Annotated in this window: 19 protein-coding genes and 5 pseudogenes; 10 read left to right on the top strand and 14 right to left on the bottom strand. The window is 68.5% G+C overall.

Going from position 1 to position 26,415, the window contains the following annotated elements:
* Positions 1 to 228: 228 nt before the first annotated feature.
* Complete coding sequence (locus tag ABZ904_RS44200) at positions 229 to 2,685, bottom strand: MFS transporter (protein ID WP_361829762.1); 2,457 nt, start codon at positions 2,683 to 2,685, stop codon at positions 229 to 231.
* Positions 2,686 to 3,238: 553 nt separating this feature from the next.
* Here ABZ904_RS44200 and ABZ904_RS44195 point away from each other — a divergent pair.
* Positions 3,239 to 3,626, top strand: a pseudogene (locus ABZ904_RS44195) (Scr1 family TA system antitoxin-like transcriptional regulator); the annotation flags it as partial.
* A 232-nt stretch (positions 3,627 to 3,858) separates the two neighbouring features.
* Here the strand turns inward: ABZ904_RS44195 and ABZ904_RS44190 are convergent.
* The gene (locus ABZ904_RS44190) at positions 3,859 to 4,404 is read right to left on the bottom strand and encodes a hypothetical protein (protein WP_359411045.1); all 546 of its coding nucleotides are present in this window, start codon (positions 4,402 to 4,404) and stop codon (positions 3,859 to 3,861) included.
* An 82-nt stretch (positions 4,405 to 4,486) separates the two neighbouring features.
* Here ABZ904_RS44190 and ABZ904_RS44185 point away from each other — a divergent pair.
* Together ABZ904_RS44185 and ABZ904_RS44180 are read left to right on the top strand one after the other, a co-directional pair.
* Positions 4,487 to 4,600 (top strand): annotated as a pseudogene (locus ABZ904_RS44185) (transcriptional regulator); the annotation flags it as partial.
* 627 nt (positions 4,601 to 5,227) lie between these two features.
* The gene (locus ABZ904_RS44180) at positions 5,228 to 6,436 is read left to right on the top strand and encodes a globin domain-containing protein (RefSeq protein ID WP_361829760.1); all 1,209 of its coding nucleotides are present in this window, start codon (positions 5,228 to 5,230) and stop codon (positions 6,434 to 6,436) included.
* Positions 6,437 to 6,512: 76 nt separating this feature from the next.
* Here ABZ904_RS44180 and ABZ904_RS44175 read toward each other — a convergent pair whose 3' ends face one another.
* On the bottom strand, positions 6,513 to 7,358 hold the full coding sequence (locus tag ABZ904_RS44175) for an alpha/beta hydrolase (protein ID WP_361829758.1): 846 nt from the start codon (positions 7,356 to 7,358) through the stop codon (positions 6,513 to 6,515).
* Positions 7,359 to 7,924: 566 nt separating this feature from the next.
* Between ABZ904_RS44175 and ABZ904_RS44170 the strand changes: the two genes are divergently transcribed.
* A complete protein-coding gene (locus ABZ904_RS44170; protein WP_361829756.1) occupies positions 7,925 to 9,298 on the top strand; it encodes an FAD-dependent oxidoreductase in 1,374 nt (457 codons plus the stop codon).
* A gap of 599 nt (positions 9,299 to 9,897) precedes the next feature.
* On the opposite strand, the gene ABZ904_RS44165 is transcribed toward ABZ904_RS44170, so the two are convergent.
* From ABZ904_RS44165 to ABZ904_RS44150, 4 genes are all read right to left on the bottom strand, one after another.
* A complete protein-coding gene (locus tag ABZ904_RS44165; RefSeq protein WP_361829754.1) occupies positions 9,898 to 10,716 on the bottom strand; it encodes a hypothetical protein in 819 nt (272 codons plus the stop codon).
* A gap of 739 nt (positions 10,717 to 11,455) precedes the next feature.
* On the bottom strand, positions 11,456 to 11,965 hold the full coding sequence (locus tag ABZ904_RS44160; protein WP_361003297.1) for a hypothetical protein: 510 nt from the start codon (positions 11,963 to 11,965) through the stop codon (positions 11,456 to 11,458).
* A gap of 486 nt (positions 11,966 to 12,451) precedes the next feature.
* A complete protein-coding gene (locus tag ABZ904_RS44155) occupies positions 12,452 to 13,078 on the bottom strand; it encodes a dienelactone hydrolase family protein (RefSeq protein WP_361829752.1) in 627 nt (208 codons plus the stop codon).
* 121 nt (positions 13,079 to 13,199) lie between these two features.
* The gene (locus tag ABZ904_RS44150; RefSeq protein WP_361003292.1) at positions 13,200 to 13,697 is read right to left on the bottom strand and encodes a VOC family protein; all 498 of its coding nucleotides are present in this window, start codon (positions 13,695 to 13,697) and stop codon (positions 13,200 to 13,202) included.
* Between the two features lie 821 nt (positions 13,698 to 14,518).
* Here ABZ904_RS44150 and ABZ904_RS44145 point away from each other — a divergent pair.
* Positions 14,519 to 15,085, top strand: a pseudogene (locus ABZ904_RS44145) (Uma2 family endonuclease).
* Positions 15,086 to 15,884: 799 nt separating this feature from the next.
* Here the strand turns inward: ABZ904_RS44145 and ABZ904_RS44140 are convergent.
* Positions 15,885 to 16,295: a hypothetical protein gene (locus tag ABZ904_RS44140; RefSeq protein WP_361003289.1), complete on the bottom strand. Its 411-nt coding sequence runs from the start codon at positions 16,293 to 16,295 to the stop codon at positions 15,885 to 15,887.
* A 98-nt stretch (positions 16,296 to 16,393) separates the two neighbouring features.
* On the opposite strand from ABZ904_RS44140, the pseudogene ABZ904_RS44135 reads away from it, so the two are divergent.
* A pseudogene (locus tag ABZ904_RS44135) lies at positions 16,394 to 17,266 on the top strand (IS5 family transposase).
* A gap of 18 nt (positions 17,267 to 17,284) precedes the next feature.
* Here the strand turns inward: ABZ904_RS44135 and ABZ904_RS44130 are convergent.
* The 3 genes from ABZ904_RS44130 to ABZ904_RS44120 all read right to left on the bottom strand — a co-directional run bounded on the left by ABZ904_RS44130 (position 17,285) and on the right by ABZ904_RS44120 (position 20,925).
* Complete coding sequence (locus ABZ904_RS44130) at positions 17,285 to 17,782, bottom strand: DUF1877 family protein (protein WP_361829750.1); 498 nt, start codon at positions 17,780 to 17,782, stop codon at positions 17,285 to 17,287.
* A 315-nt stretch (positions 17,783 to 18,097) separates the two neighbouring features.
* The gene (fxsT, locus tag ABZ904_RS44125; protein ID WP_361829748.1) at positions 18,098 to 20,425 is read right to left on the bottom strand and encodes an FxSxx-COOH system tetratricopeptide repeat protein; all 2,328 of its coding nucleotides are present in this window, start codon (positions 20,423 to 20,425) and stop codon (positions 18,098 to 18,100) included.
* Between the two features lie 47 nt (positions 20,426 to 20,472).
* Complete coding sequence (locus tag ABZ904_RS44120) at positions 20,473 to 20,925, bottom strand: hypothetical protein (RefSeq protein WP_361829746.1); 453 nt, start codon at positions 20,923 to 20,925, stop codon at positions 20,473 to 20,475.
* A 309-nt stretch (positions 20,926 to 21,234) separates the two neighbouring features.
* On the opposite strand from ABZ904_RS44120, the pseudogene ABZ904_RS44115 reads away from it, so the two are divergent.
* Positions 21,235 to 21,624, top strand: a pseudogene (locus tag ABZ904_RS44115) (Fe-S oxidoreductase); the annotation flags it as partial.
* Positions 21,625 to 21,901: 277 nt separating this feature from the next.
* Here the strand turns inward: ABZ904_RS44115 and ABZ904_RS44110 are convergent.
* Positions 21,902 to 22,678, bottom strand: a complete 777-nt coding sequence (locus tag ABZ904_RS44110; protein WP_361829744.1) for a barstar family protein — start codon at positions 22,676 to 22,678, stop codon at positions 21,902 to 21,904.
* Positions 22,679 to 22,894: 216 nt separating this feature from the next.
* The gene (locus tag ABZ904_RS44105; protein WP_361829742.1) at positions 22,895 to 23,479 is read right to left on the bottom strand and encodes a hypothetical protein; all 585 of its coding nucleotides are present in this window, start codon (positions 23,477 to 23,479) and stop codon (positions 22,895 to 22,897) included.
* Positions 23,480 to 23,977: 498 nt separating this feature from the next.
* On the opposite strand from ABZ904_RS44105, the gene ABZ904_RS44100 reads away from it, so the two are divergent.
* The gene (locus ABZ904_RS44100; RefSeq protein WP_361003269.1) at positions 23,978 to 24,355 is read left to right on the top strand and encodes an SUKH-4 family immunity protein; all 378 of its coding nucleotides are present in this window, start codon (positions 23,978 to 23,980) and stop codon (positions 24,353 to 24,355) included.
* Positions 24,356 to 24,474: 119 nt separating this feature from the next.
* Positions 24,475 to 25,596 carry an IS630 family transposase gene (locus tag ABZ904_RS44095; protein ID WP_361829766.1) on the top strand — a complete coding sequence of 374 codons (1,122 nt, stop codon included), beginning with the start codon at positions 24,475 to 24,477 and terminating at the stop codon, positions 25,594 to 25,596.
* Here the strand turns inward: ABZ904_RS44095 and ABZ904_RS44090 are convergent.
* Entirely contained in the window at positions 25,577 to 26,080 is a 504-nt protein-coding gene (locus tag ABZ904_RS44090; RefSeq protein WP_361003266.1) for an ATP-binding protein, read from the bottom strand. The two genes, ABZ904_RS44095 and ABZ904_RS44090, sit on opposite strands and share 20 nt — an antisense overlap.
* A 165-nt stretch (positions 26,081 to 26,245) precedes the next feature.
* Between ABZ904_RS44090 and ABZ904_RS44085 the strand changes: the two genes are divergently transcribed.
* The coding region (locus tag ABZ904_RS44085) for a transposase (protein ID WP_361829764.1) at positions 26,246 to 26,415 on the top strand (170 nt) is incomplete at its 3' end.

The following is a 26,415-nucleotide window of genomic DNA, read 5'->3' as shown; positions in this document are numbered from 1 at the left end:
ACCGGCGGGCACGTCGCCGACGTCGAACGCTTCACCATCACGGCGGTACGGACCGGCTGACGGCCTCTGGATGAGAGGACTTCCGGACCAGACTGATCGTGCGGTCTGGGTTTTGGTCGGGCGGTCTGGTTGCGTCGGCCGCCGGCGGTCGGCCGGAATCGGCTTTTGCTGGGAGTCGGCCCTGTCGTTTCTGTGTCGAGGTGTGTGTGCCGCCTCGTTGGCGGTCTGTTACTGGTGTGGGTGGCCCAGTTCTATGTCGCAGCCGTTGTGTCCGGGGCCGTTGAGGGACAGTGAGGTGGCCACGGGCGGGTATCCGCTGGCGGTCAGGGTGTAGTCGCCGTGGTCCAGGTCGGTGAAGGCGTACGAGCCGTCGTCGCCGGTGATCGCCGTGCCTGCGATATTGCCTGCGGCGTCCACCAGTGTGACCCGCGCGTCGGGCAGCGGCCGGCGTCCGGCCCCCGCCCTGACCGTGCCGTGCAGTACGGCGCCGCGGCTGAGGTCGACGTCGAGGCGGGTGATGCCCTGGTCACCGATTTCGATTGGCAGCGCGGTGGGGCGGTAGGCGGCGGCGTTGACTGCCACGGTGAGGGTGCCCGAGGCCAGCTCGTTGACGGTGAAGGCGCCCGACTCTCCTGTGGTGGCTGTGGCCAGGACCTCGCCGCGGACGTCGGTGACGACGACCATGGCGTCGGTCACAGGCCTGCCGTCGGCCGCGTCGCGTACCACTCCTGTCAGGCCGCTGGTAGCCGACAGGATGACGTCGTGGCTGAGCGGTGCGTCTCCCAGGACGATGGTGGCCGCTTGTGGCTGACGTCCGTCGGCCGCCGTGATCAGTACATAACTTCCGCCGGCCGGAGCGGTCAGTGCGTATCTGCCGTCCGGGCCGACATGCGTGCGGCCCAACTGCCTGCCCTGCAACGAGATCAGGGTCAGCGTGGCCGCACCGACCGAGGCGCCCGCGACGTCGCGCACAAATCCGTGAACGACCGTGCCGGTGATGCCGTCCAGGGCAGCCTTACGGCCGGACGGGCCCGGACCGGCGTACGCGGTGACGGGCCGCCCGAGCGCCGCGGTGCCCGCACCTACGAGCTGGGGCTCAAGGTCCGGTTCCCGGACGGTGACCTGGGTGTTTTCTGCCACGACGGGCGAGGCGGCCGGCTGTCCCGGCCGGTTGCGGATGAGGATGACGGCTGCCGCGCCCCCCGCCGTTATCGCCACACCCGGGATCAGGACAGCCAGGTGCAGTGCCCCGGAGAACGCACCGCCGACGGCTGCGGTGATCGTTTCCCGCAGGGCGGCGGAGGCGTGGGATGCGGGCGCCCCGCTGCTGACGGCGGCGGTCAGCTTCTGGGCGAGGGGCCTGGGCAGGCCCCGGCCGGTCAACTGGTCGGGCAGTCGGGAGGTCAGCCCGCTGGTGAGGATCGTCCCGGTGATGGTCGCCCCCAGCGTGCCGCCGACCTGGCGGAACAGGTTGACGGTCCCACTGGCCATGCCGCCGTCGGTGTGCGGCACGCTGATCACCGACACCGCGGTGACCGGCGGGAGGATCAGCCCCGCTCCGGCCCCGAACATCGCCATCAGGATCCCGACGGTCACCAAGGACGTCGACGGGTCCTGGTTGATCATCAGCAGGTTGCCGGCCGCGGCGAGCAGCGCACCGATCCCCAGCGTCGCCTTGAACCCGATCACACGCGAGAGCGGAGCGGCCACGGAACTCAGGATCACGTAGGCCAGCATCAGCGGCAGCAGCAGGAGACCCGACCTGAGGATCGACTCGTGCCGGACCCGCTCGAGGTAGAGCACCTGGGCGAACGCCGTGGCCACGAATCCGTACTGCACGATCAGCGCCACCACGTTGGCCGTGGCGAACGACGGAATGCGGAACAGGCGCAGCTTCAGCATGGGCGTGCGCGTGCGCGCCTCGACAAGGATGAGCGCCACCAGCGCCAGCGCGGCGACGACGAACGCCCACAGGGCCCGGGCCGAGTCGAAGCCCGAGTGGCCGCCGTCGATGACGCCGTAGTTGAGAGCGCCGATGGCTGCGATGGCGAGCACCAGGCCCGGCGGATCGAGATGGCGGCCGGGGTGCCGGCTTTCGGCGACGAAGCGGGGGGTGAGGAGCAGCACGATGGCCGCCAGGACCACATTGACCAGGAACACCGCGTGCCAGGAGTACCGCTCCAGGATCACTCCGGCGGCGATGGGGCCGAATCCCAGACCGATGCCGGAGACCGCGGCCCAGATGCCGACCGCCCTGGTCCGTTCGTGCGCATCGGTGAACAGGTGGGTGACGATCGACAGGCTGTTGGGAAGGACCGCCGCCCCGCCCAGGCCCATGATCGCCTCCCCGATCAGGACACCGGTCGAACCCGGCGACAGGGAGACGGTCAGGCTTCCCGCGCCCAGCAGCAACGCGCCGAGAGCGAAGATCCGACGGCGTCCCACGATGTCGCCGACCGTCCCGGCGGACAGGACGAAGCTGGCGACCACCACGGAGTAGATGCTGGCCATCCAGACCAGGGTCGAGCTGGAGACGTGTAGGTCCTGCTGGATCGGCGCCAGAGTCGCCGTCGTCTGTGTGATGTTCACGAACATCACCATTTGCCCGAGACAGGCGACGAGGAGTCCGATCCACCGCGCGCGGGCCCGCGGGGGCGTCGGCGTGTTGGCGGCGTGGCTGGCCATGCACGACCCTTCCAGGTTAGTTTGCTTTTCAAACGTTTACGCCGACCAACCTAACAAGCTGAGTTTCAAAAGCAAACCCAGAAAAGGTCCGGAGATACCGCGGCCAGGCCGCGCACCCCGTCCATCCCGGGTGCGGCTGCGGCGGCGCGAGACGCAGGTCACGACCGGCGACGCGGCATAGGGGATTCCCCTGGCCGAAGCGCCGCCACGATGGCGGCCTGCCCGCGCGCTCGTGGCACACGGTCAAGCCGCGTCCTGGGTATCTCGGAGCCCGCGGTGGTGCGCCGTGCGGCACTCCACGGCCGAACGCTGCGTGCCACTGCCTGCCCGGCCTGCTGCAGACCGAAGACTCACCCGTTGGATGAGCGAAGCGCGGTGAACCTGTGGCAGGGTGCTACGCGCACGCCCGGGCGACGTCGGGCACCCTCCTCGGTCGGGTCTTGCGGCCCGGCCGACCAGCGTCCGCAGGGACGTGCCACGCGGGCCGGCGGCTCCTGGCGTCCAGGACCAGGGCACGAAGGTGATGGGCTCCCAGGGCTGAGTAACGCTCAGGCTCGGCCAGTCAGAGACGTACGCATGGGGCCTGATGACCTCGATCACCCGCTTGTGGGACATCCCCGACGGACGTCGCCGACGCGGTCGCCGCCCGGCTGGAACGATCCCGCATCATTCACGAGCCCGGGCACCGGTTTGCGATGGTCATCGAGGAGCCGGTGCTCCACTACCGGTTGGGTGACCCTGATGCGATGGCTGCCTATCTGGGCTACCTGCTCACGGCCGGGGTGCTGCCGCAGGTGTCGCTGGGCATCATCCCCAGCGCGGTCCAAGAGCGCCCCATATGGCCGCAGGAAGTGTTCCACGTGTACGACGAGGCCCTCGTGTCGGTCGAACTGCTCGCAGCGCGGGTCCAAGTCACCCAGCCCTCGGAGATCGCCCTCTACGGGGTACGACGAAATGCGCCGACCTCCGGTTTCCGTGCTCGGCGCTGCATCGGTACCCGCGGCCGACAGAGGCCATTCCCGACCCTGCGGACTTCCACGCCTGGCCTCTGTCTATCTGTTCGCGCCAGTAATCGAGGTGGCCCGCTGGCCGCCACGGCGGGACACTTCGTTCGCGCTCGCGGTTCGGCCGCCGAGCTGCACCGGTTTGCTGACCGGCAAGGCTGCGGGCCGATCAGATGGGAATGTCCAATTCCACCTTCGCGGCCTCCATGAAGGGTCCCCGCTTCTCGTTGATGAACTCCCACACGTCCTTGCCGTTCGGAGGTCCGCCGTAGGTGGCTTTCATCAGGCGGTCCGCGAACTGGTAGGCGGCGTCATTGAGGCGGCGGCTCGAAACGAGGTCGAGGCACTTCAGCCTGAACCACATGTCGTGCGTGAGAGTCGGGGAGCCTTCGACGAAGCGGTTGTCGTTCTGGAAGCGGTGCTCGGCCGCTCGTTCGACCCGCTGGCAGCTCTCCAGGAAGTCATGAAGGGCCTGTTTGCGTTCGGCGCGCAACGCTGCCGCGGCGGTGGCGGCGGCCTGGGCTTTCGTCTCCCGCGATGTCAGGTACTGAGCGGCGAAAGACGCCGCTGAACCGACGCCGACGCCGGCAAGGGACAGAAGCGTAGTCAGAACTTCCGAGGCCATGCTCCCCCGCTTCAACTGACGGATCGTCGGTGGTGGCGTCGACAATGGCGCGCCCGCTGCACCGACAGCAATCCGCAAAGTGACGTACATCGACCGGACGAGTCGTGAGTGAGAGCACGACGACTGTGAGACGGCGCCCGAAAGCGGCCCGGTATCCCGTCACCCGGACGCGCCCATTTCGTCGGTGCCCCTCTACGTGAAGGCGTTCGAGCAGCTGCGCGGCATGGCCGTATACGGGGCAGACGCCCGCGCCCTGATCGTGAAGGCCATCGATGCGCTGCAATGACCCTAGGCATGACAAAACGTCCCGGACGCCCGGCACGCGACCCAGGTCGCCGCCCTCGGCGACCGCTATGTACGCCTGACCGCCCGTGACGTCTGGCACCCCGACCACGGCACCCGCCCCACCACTCGACGTCGTCTAAGCCGACCCTCACCGCGCTGCGCGCGGCACTCCGAATCCGCCGCCTGCAACATCCGACGGTGCTGTTGGTGTGAGTCTTCTGTATGACGTCCTCGGGGGTGGTGTGTCGCCCCCGGGGCCTCGCAGGGGCGGTCGCCGGGTCGCCGGTCACTGGCGCTACCGGCCGCCGAGGACGTCTCTGCTCGGGCGGGGGATGGCGCCGGGGACTGCCGGCCAGGGTGGCGCGGACGCGTACTCGTCGGCGGCGAGCGATGGTTCGGTGGTCTTGCCGCAGCGTGTGATTGGTTCCACAGGCTGACACCGCCCTCTTAATATGCATCTCAAATGCAACTTTGGTTAGGGTGTGGTCAGCGTTCCGGTCGAGTTCGCCGGTCCGCTCCGGTGATCCGTTCGTGCGGCGCGCCAGGTCGCTCCGGTCTTGTGCCGGGTTGTTTGTGGTGCCCGCGTTGCGCTCGGTCAAGGGCGCAGGTGTCAGATTGAGGAGTTCGCATGCTGTCCACTCAGGCGCTGCCCGTGGTCCGTGCCACCGCCCCGGTGGTGGGGGCCAACATCTCCGCCATTTCCGAACTGTTCTATCAGCGGCTTTTCGAGGCGCATCCGGAGTTGCTGAGGGATCTGTTCAACCGGGGGAATCAGGCCAACGGCAGTCAGCGTGACGCGCTGGCGGGGGCGGTTGCCGCGTTCGCCTCGGTGTTGGTGGAGCGGCCGGATGAGCGGCCTGACGCCATCCTCGGGCGGATCGCCAACAAGCACGCGTCCCTCGGCATCACCTCCGACCAGTACACGATCGTCGCCCGGCACCTGCTGGGGGCCATCCCCGACGTCCTGGGGGAGGCTGTCACTCCGGAGGTGGCGGCGGCGTGGGACGAGGTGTACTGGCTGATGGCCAATGCCCTGATCGCGATGGAGGCGCGCCTGTACGCGCAGGCGTCGGTCGCGGACGGCGACGTGTGGCGTCGGATGGAGATCGTGGAGCGCGAGGAGGTGTCCGAGGATGCGGCCTCCTTCGTCCTGCGGCGGACCGACGACACTCCCGCGCCGTCCTTCCGGCCCGGGCAGTACGTCAGCGTTCAGGTGGAACTCCCCGACGGGGCACGGCAGATCCGGCAGTACAGCCTCTCCGCTGCTCCCAGCCGGAAGGACTGGCGGATCACCGTCAAGCGGGAGCGGTCCTTGGACGGCGTCCGGCCCGAGGGCGAGGTGTCGACCTGGCTGCACACCCACGCACGGGCCGGTGACGTCCTTGACGTCTCTCTGCCGTTCGGGGACCTGATCTTCCCCGACGCCGACACACCGTTGCTGCTGGCCTCCGCAGGCATCGGCGTGACGCCGATGCTCTCCATGCTGGACCACCTGGCGAATACGGGCTCGCAGCGCCGGGTCATCGTCGTGCATGCCGACCGTTCGCCGGCCACGCATGCCCACCGCTACGAGCACGTCGATCTGGTCAACCGCCTCGCGGGTGGATCGATGCACCTGTGGTACGAGTCGGGTGCCGACGCGCATCCGGCACCCCAGGCCGCACACGGGCGGGCCGATCTCAGCGATTTCGTGGTGCCTGAGGGTACGACGGCTTACCTGTGCGGTCCGCTGCCCTTCATGCAGTCGGTGCGCGGTCACCTGATCGACAATGGTCTGCCCGCGGCATCGGTGCACTACGAGGTGTTCGGGCCCGACCTGTGGCTCAGCAGGCAGTAGCCCGAACTCGCCCGTCACTGCTCGGTTTGGGGCTGTCCGGATCTTCGCCAGGGTCCGGTGCAGCCCCCGCCGAGCTTTAGTGGGCGGTGGTGTGGGCGGCCTGCTCGATGATGCGGGTGACGGCGTCGGGGTGGGAGAGCGGGACAGCGTGGGAGGAGTCGATCTCGGTGGTGTGGGCGTGGGCGCGCTGGGCCATGAAGCGCTGTTCGTCGGGGTTGATGGCGTGGTCCTGGGTGGTGATCAGGTCCCAGGAGGGGATGGTCTTCCAGGCGGCTTCGGTGGGCTTCTCGTCGAAGACGGATGCGGAGACGGGGCGCTGGGTGGCGGCGGCGAGGTCGGTGACCGGCTTTGGTACGTCGGCGGCGAAGACGCGGTGGAAGGTGTCGGCCTTGACGTACAGGTCGGTGCCGAAGCCGCCGCCCGGGAGGGGGTAGGGCACGGCATTGAGCGCCGAGCCGAGGTCGGAGGCGGGGAATTTGCTGTTGAGTTCGCTCACGCTCTCGCCCTTGTCCTGGGCGAAGGCGGCGATGTAGACGAGCGCCTTGACGTTCGCCTCGCCGGCGGCGGCCTGGCTGATCACGGAGCCGCCGTAGGAGTGACCGACCAGTACGACCGGTCCCTTGATGCTCTTGAGGACGCTGTTGATGTAGGCGGCGTCGCTCGCCAGGCCGCGCAGTGGGTCGGCCGGGGCGATGACCGGATAGCCCTCGTGCTGCAGGCGCTTGATCACATCGTTCCAGCTGGAGCCGTCGACGAACGCGCCGTGCACCAGCACCACGGTGGGCTTGTGCCCCGCCGCGTGGTGCCCGGCCGTGGCGTCGGCCGGAGCGGTGACCGCCAGGGCCAGGGCCGCCGCTCCCGCGACGGCGCCGAGAGCGGCGAGACGCTTGCGGGTCGGGCGGAAGGCGGTCGTGAGGGTCATGGGGTTCTCCCTGTTCGGAAACCGTGGTGCCGCAGCCACTGCGTCACCGGTTGAGGCGGTGACGAGATCGCGGCATGCGCCTCCGTAACCCGTCAAGGCGGTGACGCAGTGGCGGTGTTTCTGTCGGGGGTTGAGCCGGCCGGGAACGGTGGGACGGGGATGAGGGGTGCGCCACGGGGATCGGGGGTCCACGGGTAGGTCAGGTTCAGGGCGCGGGAGGCCGGGGATGTAGTCCTTGTCGTCCACGATGGTCTGCCCGGGGCGGGTGGCCGGCAGGTCGTGGTTGCCGGTGAGCATGTCTGCCGGCGCCTGACGTTCGTCGTTTTTTTCGGGGTGGTCGGTGCCCGGGTGATCGGCGGGTCGGATGGCGTGCGCGTCAGGTGCAGTCTCAGGCCTTGGAGGAACCGCCGGTGCGAGGGAAGGCGGCCGGAGGTGGACAGGCGGCTCGGCCTGATATCGGCCGCCGCCGTGCCCCGCCCTCGAACGCGGGACGGACGACGCCGGTTTCGAACGGAAGATCGTCAAGCAGTAGACTCACTGCGCAACACGACGCGAAGGGGAGCGCAGTGGCGCGGGTTGCGGTGATCGGCGGGGGTATCAGCGGGCTGGGGACGGCGCTCATGCTCGGCCGGCGGGGCCACACGGTGACGTTGTTCGAGCAGGACGCGCGGCAGGCTGGAGAGGACCTGAACCGGGACTTCTTCGACTGGGACAGGCCCCGAGTCCCGCAGGCCAACCATCCCCACTCGTTCCTCGCGCCCGTCCGCACCGTGTTGCGCACCGAGACCCCTGATGTCTACGCGGACCTGCTGGCACGTGGAGCCCGGGAGTACCACGACTTCGACTGGTTCGGTGAGCATCCGCCGCATCGGGCCGGCGATGAGGACCTGGTGACCCTGCGCACCCGCCGCATCGTGCTGGAGGCCGCCCTGACCGCGGCCGTGCAGCGGGAACCCACCGTCGAGGTGCGGCAAGCCTGCCGGGTGCACGCCCTCACCTTCGAGGCGGGCCGCCCTGCCCGGGTCACCGGCGTGCAGGCGGGTGCGGGCATGCATCGGGCGGACCTCGTCGTCGACGCGGCCGGTCGCCGCTCGCCGGTCCCCGAATGGCTGAGGGCGGCCGGCTGTCGCCCGCCCGTGGTCGACAGCCACCGCACCAAGATCGCCTATCTGTGCCGCTGGTACCGCCTGCGCGCCGACGGCCCGCGTGACCCCGGGCGAGTGAAGACCGGCTCGGCCGCACCGTTCGCGCTCGCCGGCGTCTTCCCTTCCGACAGCGACACCTTCGCGGTCAGCCTGGTGCTCTCCACGGGTGATCCGACCCGCGGCGCGCTCACCGACCCTGCCGTGTTCGAGGCCGTCGCCCGCCGCTTCCCCGCCACCGCCGCCTGGCTCGGCCTGGCCCCCGAACCACAGACAGCCGTCCTGGCGATGGCCGGCCTGGACAACCGCTGGACTTCCCTCGTCGACGATGACGGACCTGTCGTCACCGGCCTGGTCAACGCCGGGGACAGCCTCGTCCACACCAACCCCACCCTGGGCCATGGCGTGGCCCTCGGCCTGCGCGCCGCCCAGCACCTCGCCACCCATGCCGACCAGATCGCCGCAGACCCCATCGGCTACCACACCTGGACGGCACAGGTCCTCCGCCCGTGGTTCGACGCGCAGGTGACAGCCGACCGCGGCAACGAGCAACGCCTCACCGAGAGTTCACCGTCCTCGGATCGGAGGGCTGCTGCCCTGGCCGCTTGCGCTTTTGACGATCCCGTCGTCATGCGAGCCCGAGCCCGGGTGCGCCATCTCCTGCAACCAGCCGACGACGCCTACGGCACCGACGAAGTGGACCGAGCCGTCACCGACTGGCTGACCGCCCACCCGGACTTCTCGCCAACGCACGATGGCCCGACCCGCGATCAGTGGGATGCACTCATCCCGGGCTGAGTGCTTGCCCTGCACCTCACCTTCCACGTTCAGTGTCGGCAAACCAACGCTGCCGGCATTGAGCGTCGTGATGACGAACCCGCAGGTGAACACTGTCGACAATGCGCGTCGACAATCAACATCGGTGAACGGTCCGACGGATGGATTCCGTTTCCGACACATGGTCATCGGACACGCGCGGGTCTCGACCGAGTAATGGTCAAATCCCGTGAATGGGACTGCTCGTAAGCTCCGGGCCACTTCGCTTTTGGCCTGTGACCGCGGTGGATGGGTTCCGTCTACTTCGCGCCGTCACTCGCGTCCGTGGGACGGATGTGCGACAGGCCACCCGGTCGGCGCGACCCTGCCCAGGCCGGTGCGCTACCAAGTGGTGCCTGCCGCCCGGGTCGTACGGGGCTGTCAGTCTTTGTGCACGGGACGCAGGGTCACCAGGTCGTTGCCGTCGCAGTAGGTAAGCGGGCCGCCGTCGACTTTGTCGGCGTGCCGGAACGCCTGGCAGCCTGATGTGCCCCTCCAGAGGGTATTGCCTTGGAAGTCCAGCAGGAGCAGGCGGCGACCGTCCTGCCAGAATTCGCGTGTGATGGACCGCGCTGCGGGGCTCAGCCCGTGGGGGCGGACGATCTGGTCGGCGCCTGCGTCCAGGAGCCGGTCCGGGCGGCCGTGCGCGCGGATGATCTCGTTCCTGGTGCCGTCGGTGACCAGGTACTCGCCCGGGGCCAGGCGCCGGGATGGGCGCAGGGTGCCGAAGTAGGGATCGATGGCCAGGGCGCCTTTGGTGTCCGCAATACCATGCGGAAGCCGACGGTCAGCGGAAGAGTGCGGTCCCAGCGGCATCCGGTGCGCGCGTCGCGCGGGGCCTGAGGCTGGTCCCAGACGAAGCTGTACCGCCAGCCGCGGTCCCCGTCACCGGATGTCACCCCGCTGGCGAGGACGGTGGCGCGGCAGCTGCTCTTGGCCGGTGCGGTGGCCATGATGACCCGGTCGTTGTCCTTGATGATTCGGTCGACGATGCCGTCGGGCGGCCGCAGCCCTGCCTGCCAGTGCAGCCCACCGTCGTCCGGGTCGACGGTGCCGACACGGTCGGGGGTGACCAGATAAAACCCACAGCCGTCCCCACTGCGGCCGTCGGCGGTGGTGCGCGCGTCGACCCGGCAGGCGTCCACGACCCGTACCGCCCCGGACACGGCACGCGTCCACTGGAGCCCACCCGACCAGGCGTCCCAGGCAGTCAGGCGGCAGGCCCCGGGGCGGCAGACCGCCGTTAACACCTCGAAGCTGCTCTCGAACAGGAAAACCTGGCTGCCGGGCGGCAAGGCATGCCGCCAGGTCAAGAGCCCCCGCTTCGGGTCGATCCCGGCGATCGCGCTCGGCCCCCCGGCGGCCGTCCCTGCCGCCGACCAGCACCACCCGGTCAGCACGGACGAACGCGGAGTGCGCCGCGCCGGGCTGGTACGAGGTCAACGCGAACTCGGTCGGCAATGCCAGCCGCCAGCCCCCGTTCTCTGCGCCATCCAGGCGGACCAGCGTGCGGCCCTGGCCGAGCAGCCCCGCCGCAGGCGCGTTCAGCGCCCAGGTGCCATCGGGGCCCGGCCGCACCGGCAGTGGAATACGCGAGGCCTCCTCGGGCACCGCCTCCCCGTCGCCGAACATCGGCGGCGACGGGGCGAAACAGCCCGCCACCAGCAGCCCCACCACCACGGCCAGTAGACCTCGCCGCCACCGATGCCTCATGGCTCCCCCCGGATCCGGCCTCACGGTAGAACGCCCGCAAACCAGCTCACCACTCTCCCGCCTCCTTCGTGATGACCTCGCAGCCACGAAGGGGTGGATCAGCCGTATCCCAATCGCCCTATTCTGCGGTGATCACGTGCGAGCACATCTGATGGGGGCGGTCATGCTCGACGCGGAAGGGTAATTGTCAACATCGGCGGCGTCCGCTGCACTATCCCGGACAAGGCCGACCAGGCACGCAACCGCAGAAGGCTCGGCTCTGGCGGCGGCCGACCGCCGCATTTCGCCCCGACCGACTACCGCGAGCGCCATGCGGTCGAGTGCGGGATCAACCGCCTCAAGAGGCACCGCGCTGTCGCCACGCGATATGGCAGGCTCGCGGTCCGCTACGAGGCGACCGTGCCGGTCGCAGCGATCAACGAATGGCTATGACCCTGTCTCGCGCGTCATCACGTATGTGTTCCCGATGTCGGGATCGCCGTAGAAGAAGAACAGCTTCAACTCGTCGTGCTGATCGCGGTCCACGTAGAAGGACCAGTCGTATGTCGATGGGGGCTCAGGAGTCGAGGTGTCAGTGGCCGTCGCGGGAGACCGTCTCTCCACTCGTGTCCGGGCTGTCAGCGCGAGCCGGACGACCTGTCCGCCGTCGTCGTCGGTCAGTTGCCAGGTTCCCGTACCGGAGAGACGCCAGCGGTCCTCGAAGTCGAAGTCCTGCCCGTCGAGCTTCTCGAAAAGAGCCGTTCCGTCTTCGCGAAGCACCACTCGGGTCCCCTCGACGTTCTCCCAGCCCCCAGCGACTTCGGCCGTCGTGGTGTCGTGGAGCCCTGTTCCCTCGTAGTACTGATAGGGACCGGCACACGCCGTCAGTACAGCCAAAATCACAATCAAGCCACCGAGGTTCGCCCCCCACGCACGCAGCCTGCTTCCGCCGGCCAACAGGACCTCCCACCCTCAGCCCGCATCGGCCAACCGATAGGAGTGGGCCGTGGAGAGCCACCTTGTCAGACCTTTTGAACGTGTTCAACTCTGCGACTGGAGAGGTGGCGCGCACCATCCCCGGCTCGCGTATCCAGCAGTGCCCGCAGCCACCGATGAGCACTGCGGCCAGCGTTTTCGATGCACGGCCTAATTGTGCCGACGCGGTGACCGTTCGGCCGGCCGGGTGGCCGAGGACTTCGATCTGACCGAGGCCGCGTGCGGGAGCGGGGCAAACAGGCTGAGGTCGACGCGGCGAAGCGACGGCCTGGCCAGCAGCGAACGTGAGGAACCGGCCGTGCTGCTGCGGGCGTCCCGTCCGGGGCGGCGCCGGGCAGTGCCCCACGGGGCGGTCGTCTGCCGGCGCGGTGAACCGGGCGCGAGGGAGCTCGCCTCGTCGGGTGCGCGCCACCCGGGCCGGGTGGCCCGGGCGGGTTCGGGTGGGGTTCAGTTGGCCGGGCGCAGGAATTTTCGTATGGCCGGGAGGTGTGCGGGCTCCACCTGGTGTCCTCCGTGGTGGGTGAGCAGGTCGACGTCCGCGCCTCTGGCGCGTAGTTGAGCGGTCAGGAGTTGGGTTTGTTCGGGGCGTGCCATCGGGTCCTGCAGCCCGGCTGAGATCAGTACCCGTCGGCCGGTGAGGTCGGCCGCGGGTGGCTTGGTCAGTGGGGGTACGCAGGCGATGAGGACGGCGCCGGCGAGCAGTTCGGGGTGCAGGAGCAGGAGTGCTGCGGCCATGTTGGCGCCGTTGGAGAAGCCGACGGCGACCAGGGATCCCGGCTGCAGGCCGTAGGTGTTGCCGGCCGTGGTGATGAAGTCGGCGAGTTCGTCGGCTCGTTCCCGCAGGTCGTCCTCGTCGAACACGCCCTCCTGCAGCCGCCGGAAGAACCGGGGCATGGTGCCTTCCAGGACGGTGCCTCGCGGGGAGAGCAGCGCCGATCTCGGCGCGAGGTCTTCACCCAAGGGCACCAGGCCGTGTTCGTCGTCGCCGGTTCCGTGGAGGAGGAGCAGGGGCGGTAGGGAGCGTCCGGGCCGCCATAGGTGAGGTCGGTTCATCGCTGCGGTGGTGTCGGGCATGGCGGTCCTTGGGGCGGGGGAGTGAGCGGAGCGGGCCGGACACCCGGGGGCGTGCGGGGTTGCCCTCGACGCTGCGGCCGCGAACCGCGCGTCTGAGATCGATTGAACAAGTCAGGAACGGTCAGAGCACGTGGTGGCCGTACATCTCGCCGAGCGGGTCGGCGATGAGCTCGAGGCGGGCTCCGTCCGGGTCGCGGAAGTAGACCGAGACCTCGCTGTGGATGACGTGGTCGATGCCGTTCTGCTTCAGCTTGTCGACCAGGTGCTGCCAGCGTTGGGGGTCGACGGAGATGGCGACGTGGTGGAGGCCTCCGAGGACCTCGGCGTAGGGACCCAGATCCAGTCCGGGGAAGTCGAAGAAGGCCAGCAGGTTGCCGTTGCCGATGTCGAAGAAGAAGTGGGAGGAGCCGGGGTAGTCCCGGTTCTCGATGAGTTCGGTGAGCGGGAACTCCAGGATGTCCTGGTAGAACCGCACGGTGGTCAGCACGTCGCTGCTCAGCAGGGCGGTGTGGTGCAGGCCGCGCGCGGAGGAGGCCGGGCGCTGGTCGGCGGGACGCAGATGCTGTGCACGGATCCGGTTGCGGTCCGCCTCGAGCGCGGCAGGGTCGGTGGTGGTCATGAGGTGACTCCTTGTCTGGGGTTGTGCAGTGAGGTGCTGGATCTGGGAGGTGCTGGTCGCCGTCAGCAAACGTGCCGGGCCTTGGGGGAGGGGCACCCGGTCGGCTGCCCGGTGGGCAGTGCCCGGGCCGGGCGCGGTGGTGTGCGCCTTGCCCCGAAAGGCTCAGGCGGCTGTGGCCGGGGGAGGCCGCAGGACCTCGTCCGAGGCGGCACGGCCGCCGGCACGCGCGAGCGGACGCGCCGGTCGCCGTGCGGGGTCGCGGTGGCGGGAGGCCATGGGGCGAGGATTGTGGCGGCGTACGCGGCGTCGTCCTGGCGGGTGGGCATGTGATCTGCGCCGTCGAGCGAGACGAAGGATGTGGGGTGCAGTGCTCGCCCGCTGGTGGATGCCGCTGGCGATGGCACGGTCGCCGCGCTGTCCTTGGAGCAGGTGAGGCAGTGGGCGAACAGCGCAGAGGCACTCACGTCCCCGGGCGGCTGCTCGAGTCTGCCCGAAAGGCTCTGCTCGTGGGCTCCGGGGAACGCCACGACGGTCGTGCGTCTGGCCATGGATCCTCCTCCCTGATGGCCCTTGTTGCGCCTGCTGCACCGCACGGCGCAGGTGCAGGCGAGGGCGTTGCCGGGTCGGCAGTCCCCGCATTGGTTGAACTCTAAACCATTCTGGTGGCGGGTGGGGGCGTACTCCGGTCACGAGAAGGGTGCGGACGCATGGGCGGCACACCGCCCTGCCGAAGCCTCGAGGCTTCGAGGCCCGCGGCTTGTGGGGAGCCAATAGTCTGGGCTGGCAGCGTCGGCTTCGTCGATCGACCCGGGTGGTGTGTCGTGACCGCCGAGATGATCGCTCCCGAATGGATGCACACGCAGATCACTGCTGAGCAGTACGACTCCTGGTCCGAGGAGCAGTGAGCGGGTATCGAGATCGTGGACGGGATGGTCGTCGTGAGCCCGAGCGTGTCCAAACGGCACAACCGCCTCGCGCGGATCCTGGCCAACTCCTTGGACGCGGCGGCGGGCCCGGAGTGGAACGCGGACACGGACTTCGACATCCGGTTGCAGGACGTCCCGCTCACCAACCGCCGCCCGGACGTGACCGTCTACCGGGGAGACAGCATCGACGTCACACCGACCCGCCCCGAGCACGTGCTGCTCGTGGTCGAGGTCGTCTCGCCCGGCTCCGAGACCACCGACCGGATCGTCGAGCTCGAGCAGTACGCTCGAGCGGGCATCGCCTTCTACCGGCGAGTCGAGCAGTCCCCTGGCGCGGTTCCGCTGGTGTACACCTGCGTCCTCGACCCGGCAAGCGGCTCCTACCGCCAGGGCGAGGTATTCACTGCCACGGTCAAGGCCGGCGCGCCCTTCCCCGTGGAGGTCGATCTCGGGGCGCTGTGACCCATCGCGGGCAACGTGGATGTCGGTGAATCCGCCTCGGGGGCTGCTCGACGAAGAACAGGACGAACAGGCGCCTCAGGAAGACCGTGTCCACGTGGAGACATCCACGGCGAGAATGCCCGCGGCTGGGCCTTCAGGAACTTCACCCAGGAGCGGTCGGCGCGCTGGGGCGCCGGGTCGACACCAGCGCGCCGCACGATCTCCCACACCGTGGAGACGACGACCCTCCAGCCCAGGTTGAGCAGTTCGCCATGGATCCTGCGATACCCCCACCCGTCGTTCTCGCGGGCCAGGCGTAGCACCAGAGCGCGCAGTGCCTCGGGCTTGGCCGGGCGGCCTGAACGGCGGGACGGTCCATTTCTTCGCGACCGGCCGGGCGTGCCGACGCAGCACGGTAGGCAGGGTGAGGCGCGGCTTCAGCGAGGGACGGTGCCGCTTGCCCGGGAGCCGGAGCAGGGCCGGGAGCGTGGCACCGTCCCCGCCGGTGGAAACGGGCTCGGGGCTGCTGTGTTGCAGGATGGCCGGCTGGCGCCGGAGCACAGGTATCTCGACATCTCTTGGCCGTGCAGGGACGGGCCGGCAGGCGGCCGAGCGGGAGGCAGCCGGATCGGTGGACCGGAGGGAACGTCACGCTTTGCGGGCGTGCGTCGGTGGGCTCACGAGTGCCTTCGATGTGATCGCACCGTGGCCCTGAAGCCGCAGCTCAGCGGAGGTGGCTGGGATGTCGGCAGCCACGGGTGATCGGTGTGGCCGTGGGTCGTACCGAAGCGGGAGGGACGCAGTCGGTTCTCGTGCCGCATCAGGCAGTGTTCGCCCTGTTGTGGAACCAGGCCAGTACGGCCGCGGCGACGGGCGTGCCGACAAGGAAGCCCGTGAGGAAACCGAGGTCGTGATCAGCCGCTGCCGCAAGAGCCCAGTCGGCTGTTGCAGCGACGAGCAGCGTCACCGTGATCAGCGTGAACAGGGCGGCGGCAGCGGCGAGCCGACGGGGTGGGCCTTCGCGGTACAGCTTGCCCGCGGGCTGTACGGCGAACAGGGCAGTCATGAGGGCGATGTAGTGGGGGTCGGGCAGCCACCCGAACGGCCAGGCAACCAAGGCGACAACCCCGCAGAAGACGAGGCCGACAAGTTGCAGCACAACGGTGGACCACACCAGGTCCGGCAGCCCGCGCCGTTTCACGCCGTGGCCACCGTCCTTCTCCTCTGGCACGCCGGAGGGTAGCCGTCATCAGGGCGAACGTTGCCTGATGCGGCACTAACTAGGGCGTGTATCGAAAGTGGATCTTGAGCATGCGATGATCTCGATTCGTGGGGCGAGGAGACCTGACGGACGCGCAGTGGGCGGTGCTGGAGCCGCTGTTGCCGAAGGTCAAGAAGCCGGGCCGGCCGGCGATATGGACCCGGCGACGACTGAGCGACGGCATACGGTGGCGGACCCGAACCGGGACGCCGTGGCGGGATGTTCCGGAGCGGTACGGGCCCTGGGCCGGGCGTACGACCTGTTCCGCCGCCGGCAGCGAGACGCTACCTGGCAGCGGATCTTTACCGAGTTGCAGGCCCGGGCCGACGCCCAGGACCTGATCACCTGGGACCTCAACGTCGACTCCACCATCGTCCGGGCCCACCAGCACGCTGCCGGGGCAAGGAAAGGGGGGACCTGCAAAAGGAACCGCCCGGCGGCATCGTCCTCGAGCCGGACGACCATGGGCTCGGGCGCTCCCGCGGCGGCTGACCACCAAGCTACACCTGGCCGCCGAGCAGGGGCAGAAGCCCATGTCCATCGTGGTCACAGCCGGACAGCGCGGCGACTCCCGCAGTTCGAGCCCGTCCTGGACAAGGTCCGCGTGCCCCGCATGGGGCCGGGCAGGCCGCGCACTCGGCCCGATCGCGTGCGCGCCGACAAGGCGTACGCCTCCCGGGAAAGCGGCGCTTACGTGCGCAGACGTAGAATCCGCTGCACCATCCCTGACAAGGCCGACCAGGCCCGCAACCGAAAGAAGCTCGGCTCCCGCGGCGGCATTCCACCGAAGTTCGACCCGGAGGACTTACAAGGCCCGGCACGCCGTCGAGTGCGGCATCAACCGGCTGAAGCGGCACCAGGCCGTCGCCACGCGATACGACAAACTTGCTGTCCGCTACGAAGCGACATTGCTGGTCGCCGCCATCAACGAATGGCTGTGACCGGCACGCGACCACGTCTCAAGCCCACACCACCCTGACCACGGCGTGGCCTGCTGCAGCCGCCCGCCCGTAGAACCCTCGGAGGCCCCTGTGATAGTCGAGGAACTCCTGCCTGACCTGCGCCTCGTCCCAGCCGATCCAGACGAGCTTGGCACCGGCGACGTTCCACAGCTCGTCGAACGAGACACGTCCGAGGAAGTCTGCGGCCCGTGACACCTCAGGCGGTTCCAGAATCCCCATGGGGGGGTTGGAGGGGTCGGCGTCGGCGCTGTGTGCCACCGGGCGGCCACCGTAAATCGGCAGCTCCCAGGGCTTGCGGGCATCCGCATCAAGGACATCGGCAGCGGCATAGAGGTCATTGACGGAGCCCCAGATCTTGTCGATCGACTCGGCGATGCCCGCTGCGTACTCGTCGGGGTGGTGCTCCCAAGCCTCCCACATGAACGCTGCAAGCCAGGTGTGGTCGTCCCGGATCTCGGATTCCGCGACGGCGCGCATGTGCATGTGGATGCTCACGGCGACGAGTCCTCCCAGTTCGGCGGCCCGCCTGTCGGGCCGAACGGAGAGAACCTACTCGACGGCACTGACGGCGCGATGCCCGTCTCTTAACGCCGGGATGCCCGGCTCTGCCAGGACGCCCGGCTCTGCCAGGACGCCCTCCGACACCCGAGCGCCGTGTGTCGTCGAGATCGATCACTGCGGACAGGTACACATCCGTACGAAACTTTCGCAACAGGCCCTAGCGCCGCGCTGTGTTGGAGAAGCAGGTGGTGACTGTCAGGGAAGGTAGAGCCGATGGGAGTTGCCGGTTGGAATCGGCTTGTTCTGCGGTCAGCCTGCGCACCGTGCCGTCCACATGGCCAATTTGTCGCGCACATTGAGGGTCACCCAGTGTTCGGTGCCCAGGGTTTGCTCGCAGGAGGCCAACATGACTGTGAATTGATCACGAGCGCCGGCAGGGTCCCCTGCCTCGCCGGTCCAGTGGATCAGGTTGCTCTGGACGAGCAATGTCTCTGGGTGCTCCGGGCCGAGGATGCGCCGGCGGATGGGGAGTAGTGCGGCAAACTGGTCGCGCGCGCTGGCCGGGTCACCGGCGTGTGCGGTCCAGTAGGCAAGGTTTCCACGGGCGACCAACGTGGCGGGGTGCTCAGGTCCGGAGACGCGCTCCCGGACTGATAGCAGCCCTGCATAGAGGTCTCGAGCGGCGACGGGGTCGCCTGCTTTCCCTGTCCACCAGGCGTGGTTGCCGCGGATCCACAGCGTGCCATGGTTCTCGGCGCCGGAAATCCGTTCGTGCAGGGCGAGCAGCGTTGTGCAGATGTCGCGCGCAGTGGCGGGATCTCCGGTTTCGCCGACCCAGCGCGCGTACTGGTCGCGGGAGGCGAGGACATCTGGATGCTCAGCACCCAAGACGCGTTCTTTAATCGGCAGGAGCTCATCGAAGTGAGCGCGTGCGCCGGCCGCGTCTCCCGCCTGTCCGGTCCAGAAACCGAGCTCGGACCAGACCCGCAAAGTTTCCGGGTGGTCGTCGCCTGAGAGGCGCCTTCGCCGGGGCAGCACGGCGGCGCAAATATCGCGTGCGCGTGCCCAGTCCCCGGCTTGCCCGGTCCAATCGGCAAGATGCACTTCCACTGAGAGGGTCTCCGTGTCATGGGAGCCCCAGACACGATCGCAGACGGGCAGCAACCGGGCGAGCATGTCGCGGGCAGCGGTCGGATTCCCGGCCATGCCGGTCCACTTGGCCAGAGCGGTATGCGCTCTAAGGGCATCGGGGTGCTCGGCGCCCAGCCGTTCGACGCTGTCGGTATGGACCTCCTCCTGCACTACCTGGGCCGTCCGGTAGTCGCCACTGGCTCCCAGATAGTCCACGAGCTTCAGGACGCCAGGGCTGTCCGGACGGAGCGTGGCACGCGCATGAGGAAACAATGTCGCGTAAACGGCCCACGTCTCGGGCCGGTGGGGATCATCTGGCATAGCAGCTTCCACCAGCGCAGCCACGGCACGCCGCCAGGCGCTGCGGTGTTCGCTGCGGAGCCGGTCAAGCGTGACAGCCTGAACGAGTCGGTGCATGGATACGGCGCCCCCGGAGGGAGGGCCGACAAGGGAAAACCGGCGCAGCCCAGTGATCGCGTCCTCGACGGCGAAGACGTCCTGGAGCAAGGGCTCGACGAGCGGCCCGATGCCAGGGTCCTCGAATACGGGTGGCTCGCTGTCGGGAGGCAAGAGCAGCCTGTACGGAATGGCTTCGGGTGCGCAGCAGGCCAGTAGCCGCAGCAGGGTGATTGCTGCCGGATCGCTGCTCTGAAGCCGCTGCAGCGACAGGTCCCAGGTCGAGAGGACTGGTGCCGCATAGCCCCAAGGCAGTCCCCGGCTCAGCAGTTCGGCACGGTGTTCGCGAAGCAGTTCGAGGTACTCGTGCAGCTTTCGGCCGGTTGCCCGCAGATAGGAGGCCGCTTGGTCCAGGGCCAGCGGCAACGAGCCGAGCTCACCGGCCAACGTGGCGGCGGAATGTGCATCGCCTTCCGCTGCGCTGGCCATCAGGTATTCCGCTGCGACCTTTCGATCCAGTACCGGGACTTCGAGATCCAGGGTGTCGGGCCAGTGGGCGGAGCGTGTGGTCAACAGTACATGCCCGTCGCCGGCTGGTGGCAGCAGATCGTGGATAGCGGCAGCATCGGCGACATTGTCGAGTAACAGCAGCCACCGGTCGGTGCGGGTGGCCAGGGCTGCATGCACCTGAGCAACAGGATCTGCACTGTCCACGAGATCCCTGGCACCCAACAGCGTGGCCAGTTCACCGTAGCCCGCGGACAAGGTAGTTGTATCTTCGGCGGCTAGCTGCCAAATCAGTCCGTAGTCGTCTTGGTGACGGTGGGCATACTCGACGGCCACGCTGGTCTTGCCCACTCCGCCGAGCCCGTGCAGGGCCAGGAGTCGCGGACTCGGCCCCAACGAAGTGAGCCGGTCTCTGATCACGGCGAGCAGACCTTCGCGTCCGGCGAGGCGCGGTGGCCGGGGCGCCAACCGAACCGGCCGCGTGGGCGGTGGCCGTCGTTCCGGCTGAAGGGTTCCCACTTCAATCAGCTGGTGGACTGTGCGTTGGTCGATCCGTAGGTCGCGTCCGGCGCTCACGGCTGTCAGTTCCACCGAGTGCAGCATCGCCGAGCCCTGAAGATCCGCGGCAGGCTCGGGCCTACCGGCCGCGGTCAAGGGCGGTCGAGTGGCTTCCGGCCTGCGCGAACGTCGGTGATTTCGATGTCTCCGGAGAACTTCCCCTGGCGCACTCGTACGCCGGTGCCCGCGGAGTCGACACCATCGATCCGCAAGGCCGCTGCCTCGACGTTCTCAAGGTCGATGCCCGTTGCCTCTCCAGCCGCCGGTTCGTGGCTTTTCACCTCCTCGATCACTCGCCGAGCAGCGGCCACAAGTTCTGTGTCGTTACCGGCACCGGCGGCGACCAGGTCCTCTTCGAGAGACCCGCGCTTGGCTTCCGAGGCAGGCCGCTTCTCCACTGGCGTCACGTCGACGTCCTGATAGCGGTCGCCGATTAGGCGCTTGAGTGCGGCGTATGCATCCTTGACCGCCGTAGTGGCGGATTCCTGCAGTCCCGCCGCCGCACCAAGTGCGACGGCCGACACGATCAACGTCACCGGGTCCACATCGAAATCCTTGTCGCAGAGCAGTGATTGGTAAACGTAGAGCGACGCTTGACTCTCACTACGCTGGCGGCCTCGTGCTGCTGCCCCGCCACCGGCACCGGGCCACGACGATTCCGTCCGCGCCGCCTGCAGCCAGGCGAGTGCCAGCGCACCGATGGCCAGTGACCGGACCGACCTGAGTTGGCTTTGCCGGGCGGCACCTGGAGCCCCCGTCCGGTGGTGGGGGAGCAGGGTTTGACTGCTCCGGCCCATCTATGCAGGCCGCCTGGGCCGCCGCCGGGTCTACCTGCCACGGACCGGCCACGCCCAGGCACGGCCCTCGGGGCGCTCCGGCCGATGCCGAGCGACGGCAAGCCGATCGACTTCACCGACCCGGGCGAGGGCGACGTCTTCGGCGTCTCCCAGGTAGAGCAGTTCTCCTGGAAGGGCCTGCTGGACTTCTCCACCTGCACGGAGTACGGCCGCTGCCAGTCGCAGTGCCCCGCCCGGAACACCAGCGAGCCGCTGCCGCCGAAGCTGCTGATCATGTCCCTGCGTGACCACGCCCACGCCAAGGCGCCGTACCTGCTCGCGGGCGGCAGCAAGACCATGGAGGGCGAGGAGAAGGCGTCCGCCGAGCAGCTCAAGGATGTTCCGGGCGCCGCTCTCGCCGGGGCCGAGCGCCCGCTGATTGGCACCGCCGAGGGGAACGGCGTCATCGTGCAGGTCACGGTCTTGGCGGGAGCTGGAACGCGTCCGGTTGAGTGAGGGCGATGCAGCGGGGCGAGCATGCCGTGTGCCCTGTTTGTGGGCGTGGTTGGACGGTGGGGGGAGCATCTCCGGTCGGCGGTGTACTGCTCGTCGCGGTGCCGTGTGCGGGCAACGCCCGCGACTGCGAACGCCCGCGACATGCGGAAGCCCTCCTGGCCTGGTCGCTCATCACCTGTATGACCAGGCGCCTTACACGCGAACAACCACGGTGGACAGGGAGACGGCTTCACCGCATGAGGACGTCGATGCCGTGGTCAGCGAAGATCTCAAGGAGGACCTGGAGATCGGTGGCGGTGTCGCCGCCCGCAGCATCGTGGCTGACCGGCTCTGACGTCGCGATGTCCGAATGCAGCCATTGCAGGGTGAACGGAGGCGAGGCGCCAAAACGCCCCCTGAGGCAGTCATCCACGGCCGAGAGATTCCATCCGAAGTACCCGCCGGGCCCGTTGATGGCCTCACCCAGCGCACAGTAGAAGCTGTCGACATCGACGACCTGCCGGCCATCCAAGGTGAACACCTGTCCCGGTGCGGCATCCGTAGGGTGTCCGCGGCGCTGGTAGTCGCGAGACCACAACGCAAAGGACAACCACGCCTTCCGGCCTTCCGCGTCGAGTGCCCCCCACAGACCCTTCCGATTCAGGTGCCCTGTTCGATGCAACTCCCAGACTTCCTCCGAACCAGGAAGCAACTCGTCGCACCACAGGCGCACCGTGACATCAAAAAGGAGACCTCCACCACGCACCGACGGCTTGGCAGCCGTCGCGGTGAGGTTGCTGACGAAGTAGGAACCCATTTCGATGCCTTCAGCATCGAGGAATGCCAGATGCCCGCCGCCTGCCGCTGCACGGCGGCCGCCGAGGTGATCGAGGCAGGCCAGGAACCTTCCCTGCGGAGAGGACCCCAGAAGTTCGACCTGCCGAAGGCCGTCTTCATGTGAAGTGAACAGCCCCTTGGCGTCCTGCACAAACCCCCAGAACTCGCCATCGTCCTCGTCGCTGGTCAAGGCGTACTTACAGCCCTCCCCAGTGCCGCCCGCTGATCCCATCGCACCTCCTGAGCGGGAGAGCCTACAGAGGGCTCCACGGAGGAGTCAGCCCGGTTACAGCACGCCTGACCTTCAAAGACAATCACTGAGCTGAGTTCGCTTCTGGTCCGAGCTGGTCGACGCCGGGTGAGGCAGGGGTCATGACCGGCCGCCCGGGTGAGCAGGGCTTCTGATCTAGTTCCGTTCGGGCTGGGTGGTGTGGGCCGGTCTGATCGCCTCCGGATTCCAGTGGTACATCCGTCGGAAGGTGACCCAGGTTCCCCATTCCGGTTCGTACAGCGACGTCGTCACCCAGGCCACCGCCCGGCCGCCGGGTCCGTGGAAGAGGCTGCGCAGCTTGCCGGGGCGCCAGAGGCCGCCGATGCGCACCTCGACGTCCCTGTGCGGCCAGTACGAGGTGGGAGGGCCGGTGAAGCAGTCGAGCATCTCGTCGGTGGCGATTGCGCGGGCATCGCCCTGTCGTGGTACGGCCTCCGCTGTGGCGAGAACGGTTCCCGAGGTGTACTCCAGGCTCATGCGGCCGGGATCCCAGGCGACCCACACCATGCGGATCGACGGCGCCGGCCAGTCGACGACCGTGAGGATCGCCCGGGTGCCGTCGGGCAGGTTGCGGTACTGGATGACCTGCGTTCTTTGGCGTCGGCCTGCCCGGCTGAGCGTGAGGTAGAGGCCGGTGCGGTTGAACTCCACCTCCTCCCCGGCGGGCACCTGGGCCGGAATCGGGAGCGGGACCTCTTCCGCATCACACCAATCGCTCATGCGTTCGAAAATAGCGGCGTGTGGCGCTCCTGACGACCCGGCCGTCCCAGGGTTCACCCGAAGGTGGCGCCGGCGGGGTTTGGACCTGGAGTCAGGAACCGGCTCTCGGTGCGCGGCGCGCAGTCGATTCCCCGGGGTGCGCGATCTGCTGTGCCTGCGGGTGGCACTCGCCCGGGCCGGCGGGCTGATGTCCCGCGGGGCGGCGCGGCCGGCGTGGGGGATCGCGGCCCGCATTCCCTTGGAGGACTGGCCGCATGGCCGGGATGAGCCTGGACATGGCGGCCGCACCCGAGGTTCGGGTGCGGCCCTGACGCGTTCCGATGTCTCAACCTTTCCCCGCCTCTTTCAAGAGGGGATAAAGGCGTCGCGATGCGCCCCGCGATGCGCGGGCGCTCGGGGGGTGCCCAAGGGCTGTTCCGCAACTTCGACTGCAGGCTGTAGCCGGGATGGGGCCGGGTAGGGTCTTGGCGCCGCAACCGACCGAAGAGGGGGCCTCCGATGGTGACGTATGACGAGCTGACGGGGTGGGCCGGCGGCGGGCAGGTCATGCGGGCGGAGCCAGAGGTTGTGGCAGGGTGGCGCATTCCCGAGCGTATGAAGGTGCTGCTCGTCGAGGTAGGTGTTCCGGTAGCTCCCCGTCTGATCGAGCGAGTCGTGATTCAGCGCGAAGATCATCCGGTTCTGCAGGCGTCTCGCGGCCCGCTCTACCGCCTCACGGAGCACGTCGACCTTGCTGTGCCGGCCGCGCGGTCGTCGTTCGGCGTTGAGCCTACGTCACGCCGGATGGCGCGGCTTGCTTCGCCAACTCCACTGTCGATCTGTGGCTTCAGGCTCTCCACTGCTACGGCAGCCACGTCACGACCTCGGAACTCCTGAGCGAGCCGGATGGCCCCGAGGAGGACTTCTCCGACGACGAGGAAGAGCGGGCTTTGGCCGAGTTGGGCCACCTTGCCCGAGGGCTTAAAGAGATCGACCCGGCCGCCTTCGAGGGTTACATGGGTCTCCTCTGGCCGGCGCACCTCGACCAGCAGATCGTGCGCCGGGGCAGCACCGGTTCGGTGCGCTACCGGCGCGCGATGATGCTGCTGGCCTCGGCGGGCGGGAACCGGGTCCCGGTGATTGCCCAGCTGGTGCAGGCCGACGAAGACACCGTCCGGGACGTGATCCACCGGTTCAACGAGATCGGCCTGGCATGCCTGGACCCTCGGTGGGCGGGAGGCCGTCCCTGCCTGCTCAGTCCTGACGACGAGGACTTCGTCGTCGCGACGGCCACCATCCGCCCGACCAAGCTCGGCCAGCCCTTCACTCGCTGGTCCATCCGCAAACTCGCCGCCTACCTGCGGAAAGTCCACGGCCGTGTGATCCGGATCGGCCGCGAGGCGTTACGGTGCCTGCTCGTCCGCCGCGGCGTCACCTTCCAGCGCACCAAGACCTGGAAGGAGTCCCCAGACCCCGACCGCGATGCGAAGCTCGACCGCATCGAGCACGCTGGACCGGTTCCCCGACCGGGTGTTCGCTTCGACGAGTTCGGGCCGCTCGGCATCCGACCCACTGCCGGGTCGTGCTGGGCGTCTGCCGGCCACCCCGAGCGGCACCCCGCGACCTACCACCGCACCCACGGCGTCCGCTACTTCCACGGCTGCTACTCGATCGGCGACGACACCCTCTGGGGCGTCAACCGCCGCAAGAAGAGCGCGGCGAACACCCTGGCCGCACTCAGGTCGATCCGCGCGGCCCGCCCGGACGGCGCCCCGATCTACGTCATCTTGGACAATCTCTCCGCACACAAGGGCGAGCAGATCCGGCGCTGGGCCAGGAAGGACCGGGTCGAGCTGTGCTTCACCCCGACCTACGCGTCCTGGGCCAACCCGATCGAGGCCCACTTCGGGCCGCTGCGGCAGTTCACCGTCGCCAACTCCCACCACCGCAACCACAACGTCCAGACCCGAGCCCTGCACGACTACCTTCGCTGGCGCAACAAGAACGCCCGCCACCCCGTCGTACTCGCCGCCCAACGCCGCGAGCGAGCGCGCATCCGCAGCGAGAAGGGCATCCGCTGGGGCGGCCATCCCCTCCGAGCCGAGCCGCTTCAGATCCTCAGGTCGAGGGCTGCATGACGACCTGCTCGCCCTCTCCGTTCGGTTCCTCGAAGTTGGCCATGTAGCGGTTGAACAACGTTTCATCCACGGTGACGGAGTTGGCACCTTCCACGCTGTTGCGTCGCTCAAGGCGACGCTCCAGCGTTGTCCGGTCGGCCTTGAGGTGGACCAGTTCCCAGCGGCAACCGTGGCTTTCAATCAGCGTCTTGTAGTCGTCGCGGGCGGCGCGGCTCCAGAAGCTGTAGTCGACCACTACGTCGCGTCCGGCCAGCATCAGCTCGATCAGCTCCTGCCGCTGCTCGCGGCGGACCTCCTCCTTGAGCTGGTCGAAAGCCTCGGCTTCCAGCACCAGGCCAGCGTCACGCTGCCTGAGTCGTTGCCAGACCACCTCGTCGATCGACAGCCGAGCGAAACCGCGTCGCACCAGCTCCATCGCGTAGGTGGTCTTGCCCGCTCCCGGAAGACCGCACATCAGGACCACCGTGCTCATCTGCTGCGTCACGGGGCCCAGGTTAGGCCCAAGAACGCGCTCGGCTCCGTGCAACAAGGGCACCCGCTGGCAGCGGACCCACTGTGGCCTGCCGACCCGGTGAACCTATGCGGTCAGAGCACTAGTAGGACTCCGTTAGGTCTGTGTGTCGACCTTGTTCAGGGGAATGGTGAGGGGGTGGACGCACATGAAGTCAATCGTGTTCGGGCGACGTTGGCGTTATTCGTGGCGGACGTGTTCGCCTCGGTGTCACGCAAGGACCAGCGGGCCAAGAGCGACTGCTATCTGCGGGGACTGATGATGGACGGTCGCCGCAAGTCCATCCAGGCCATGGCCTTGCGGCTGCC

This window comes from Streptomyces sp. NPDC046900 (genome assembly GCF_040644975.1).
Lineage (GTDB): Bacteria > Actinomycetota > Actinomycetes > Streptomycetales > Streptomycetaceae > Streptomyces.
Note: the sequence above shows the minus strand (reverse complement) of the source record. Positions and strands in the feature narration are given on the sequence as shown.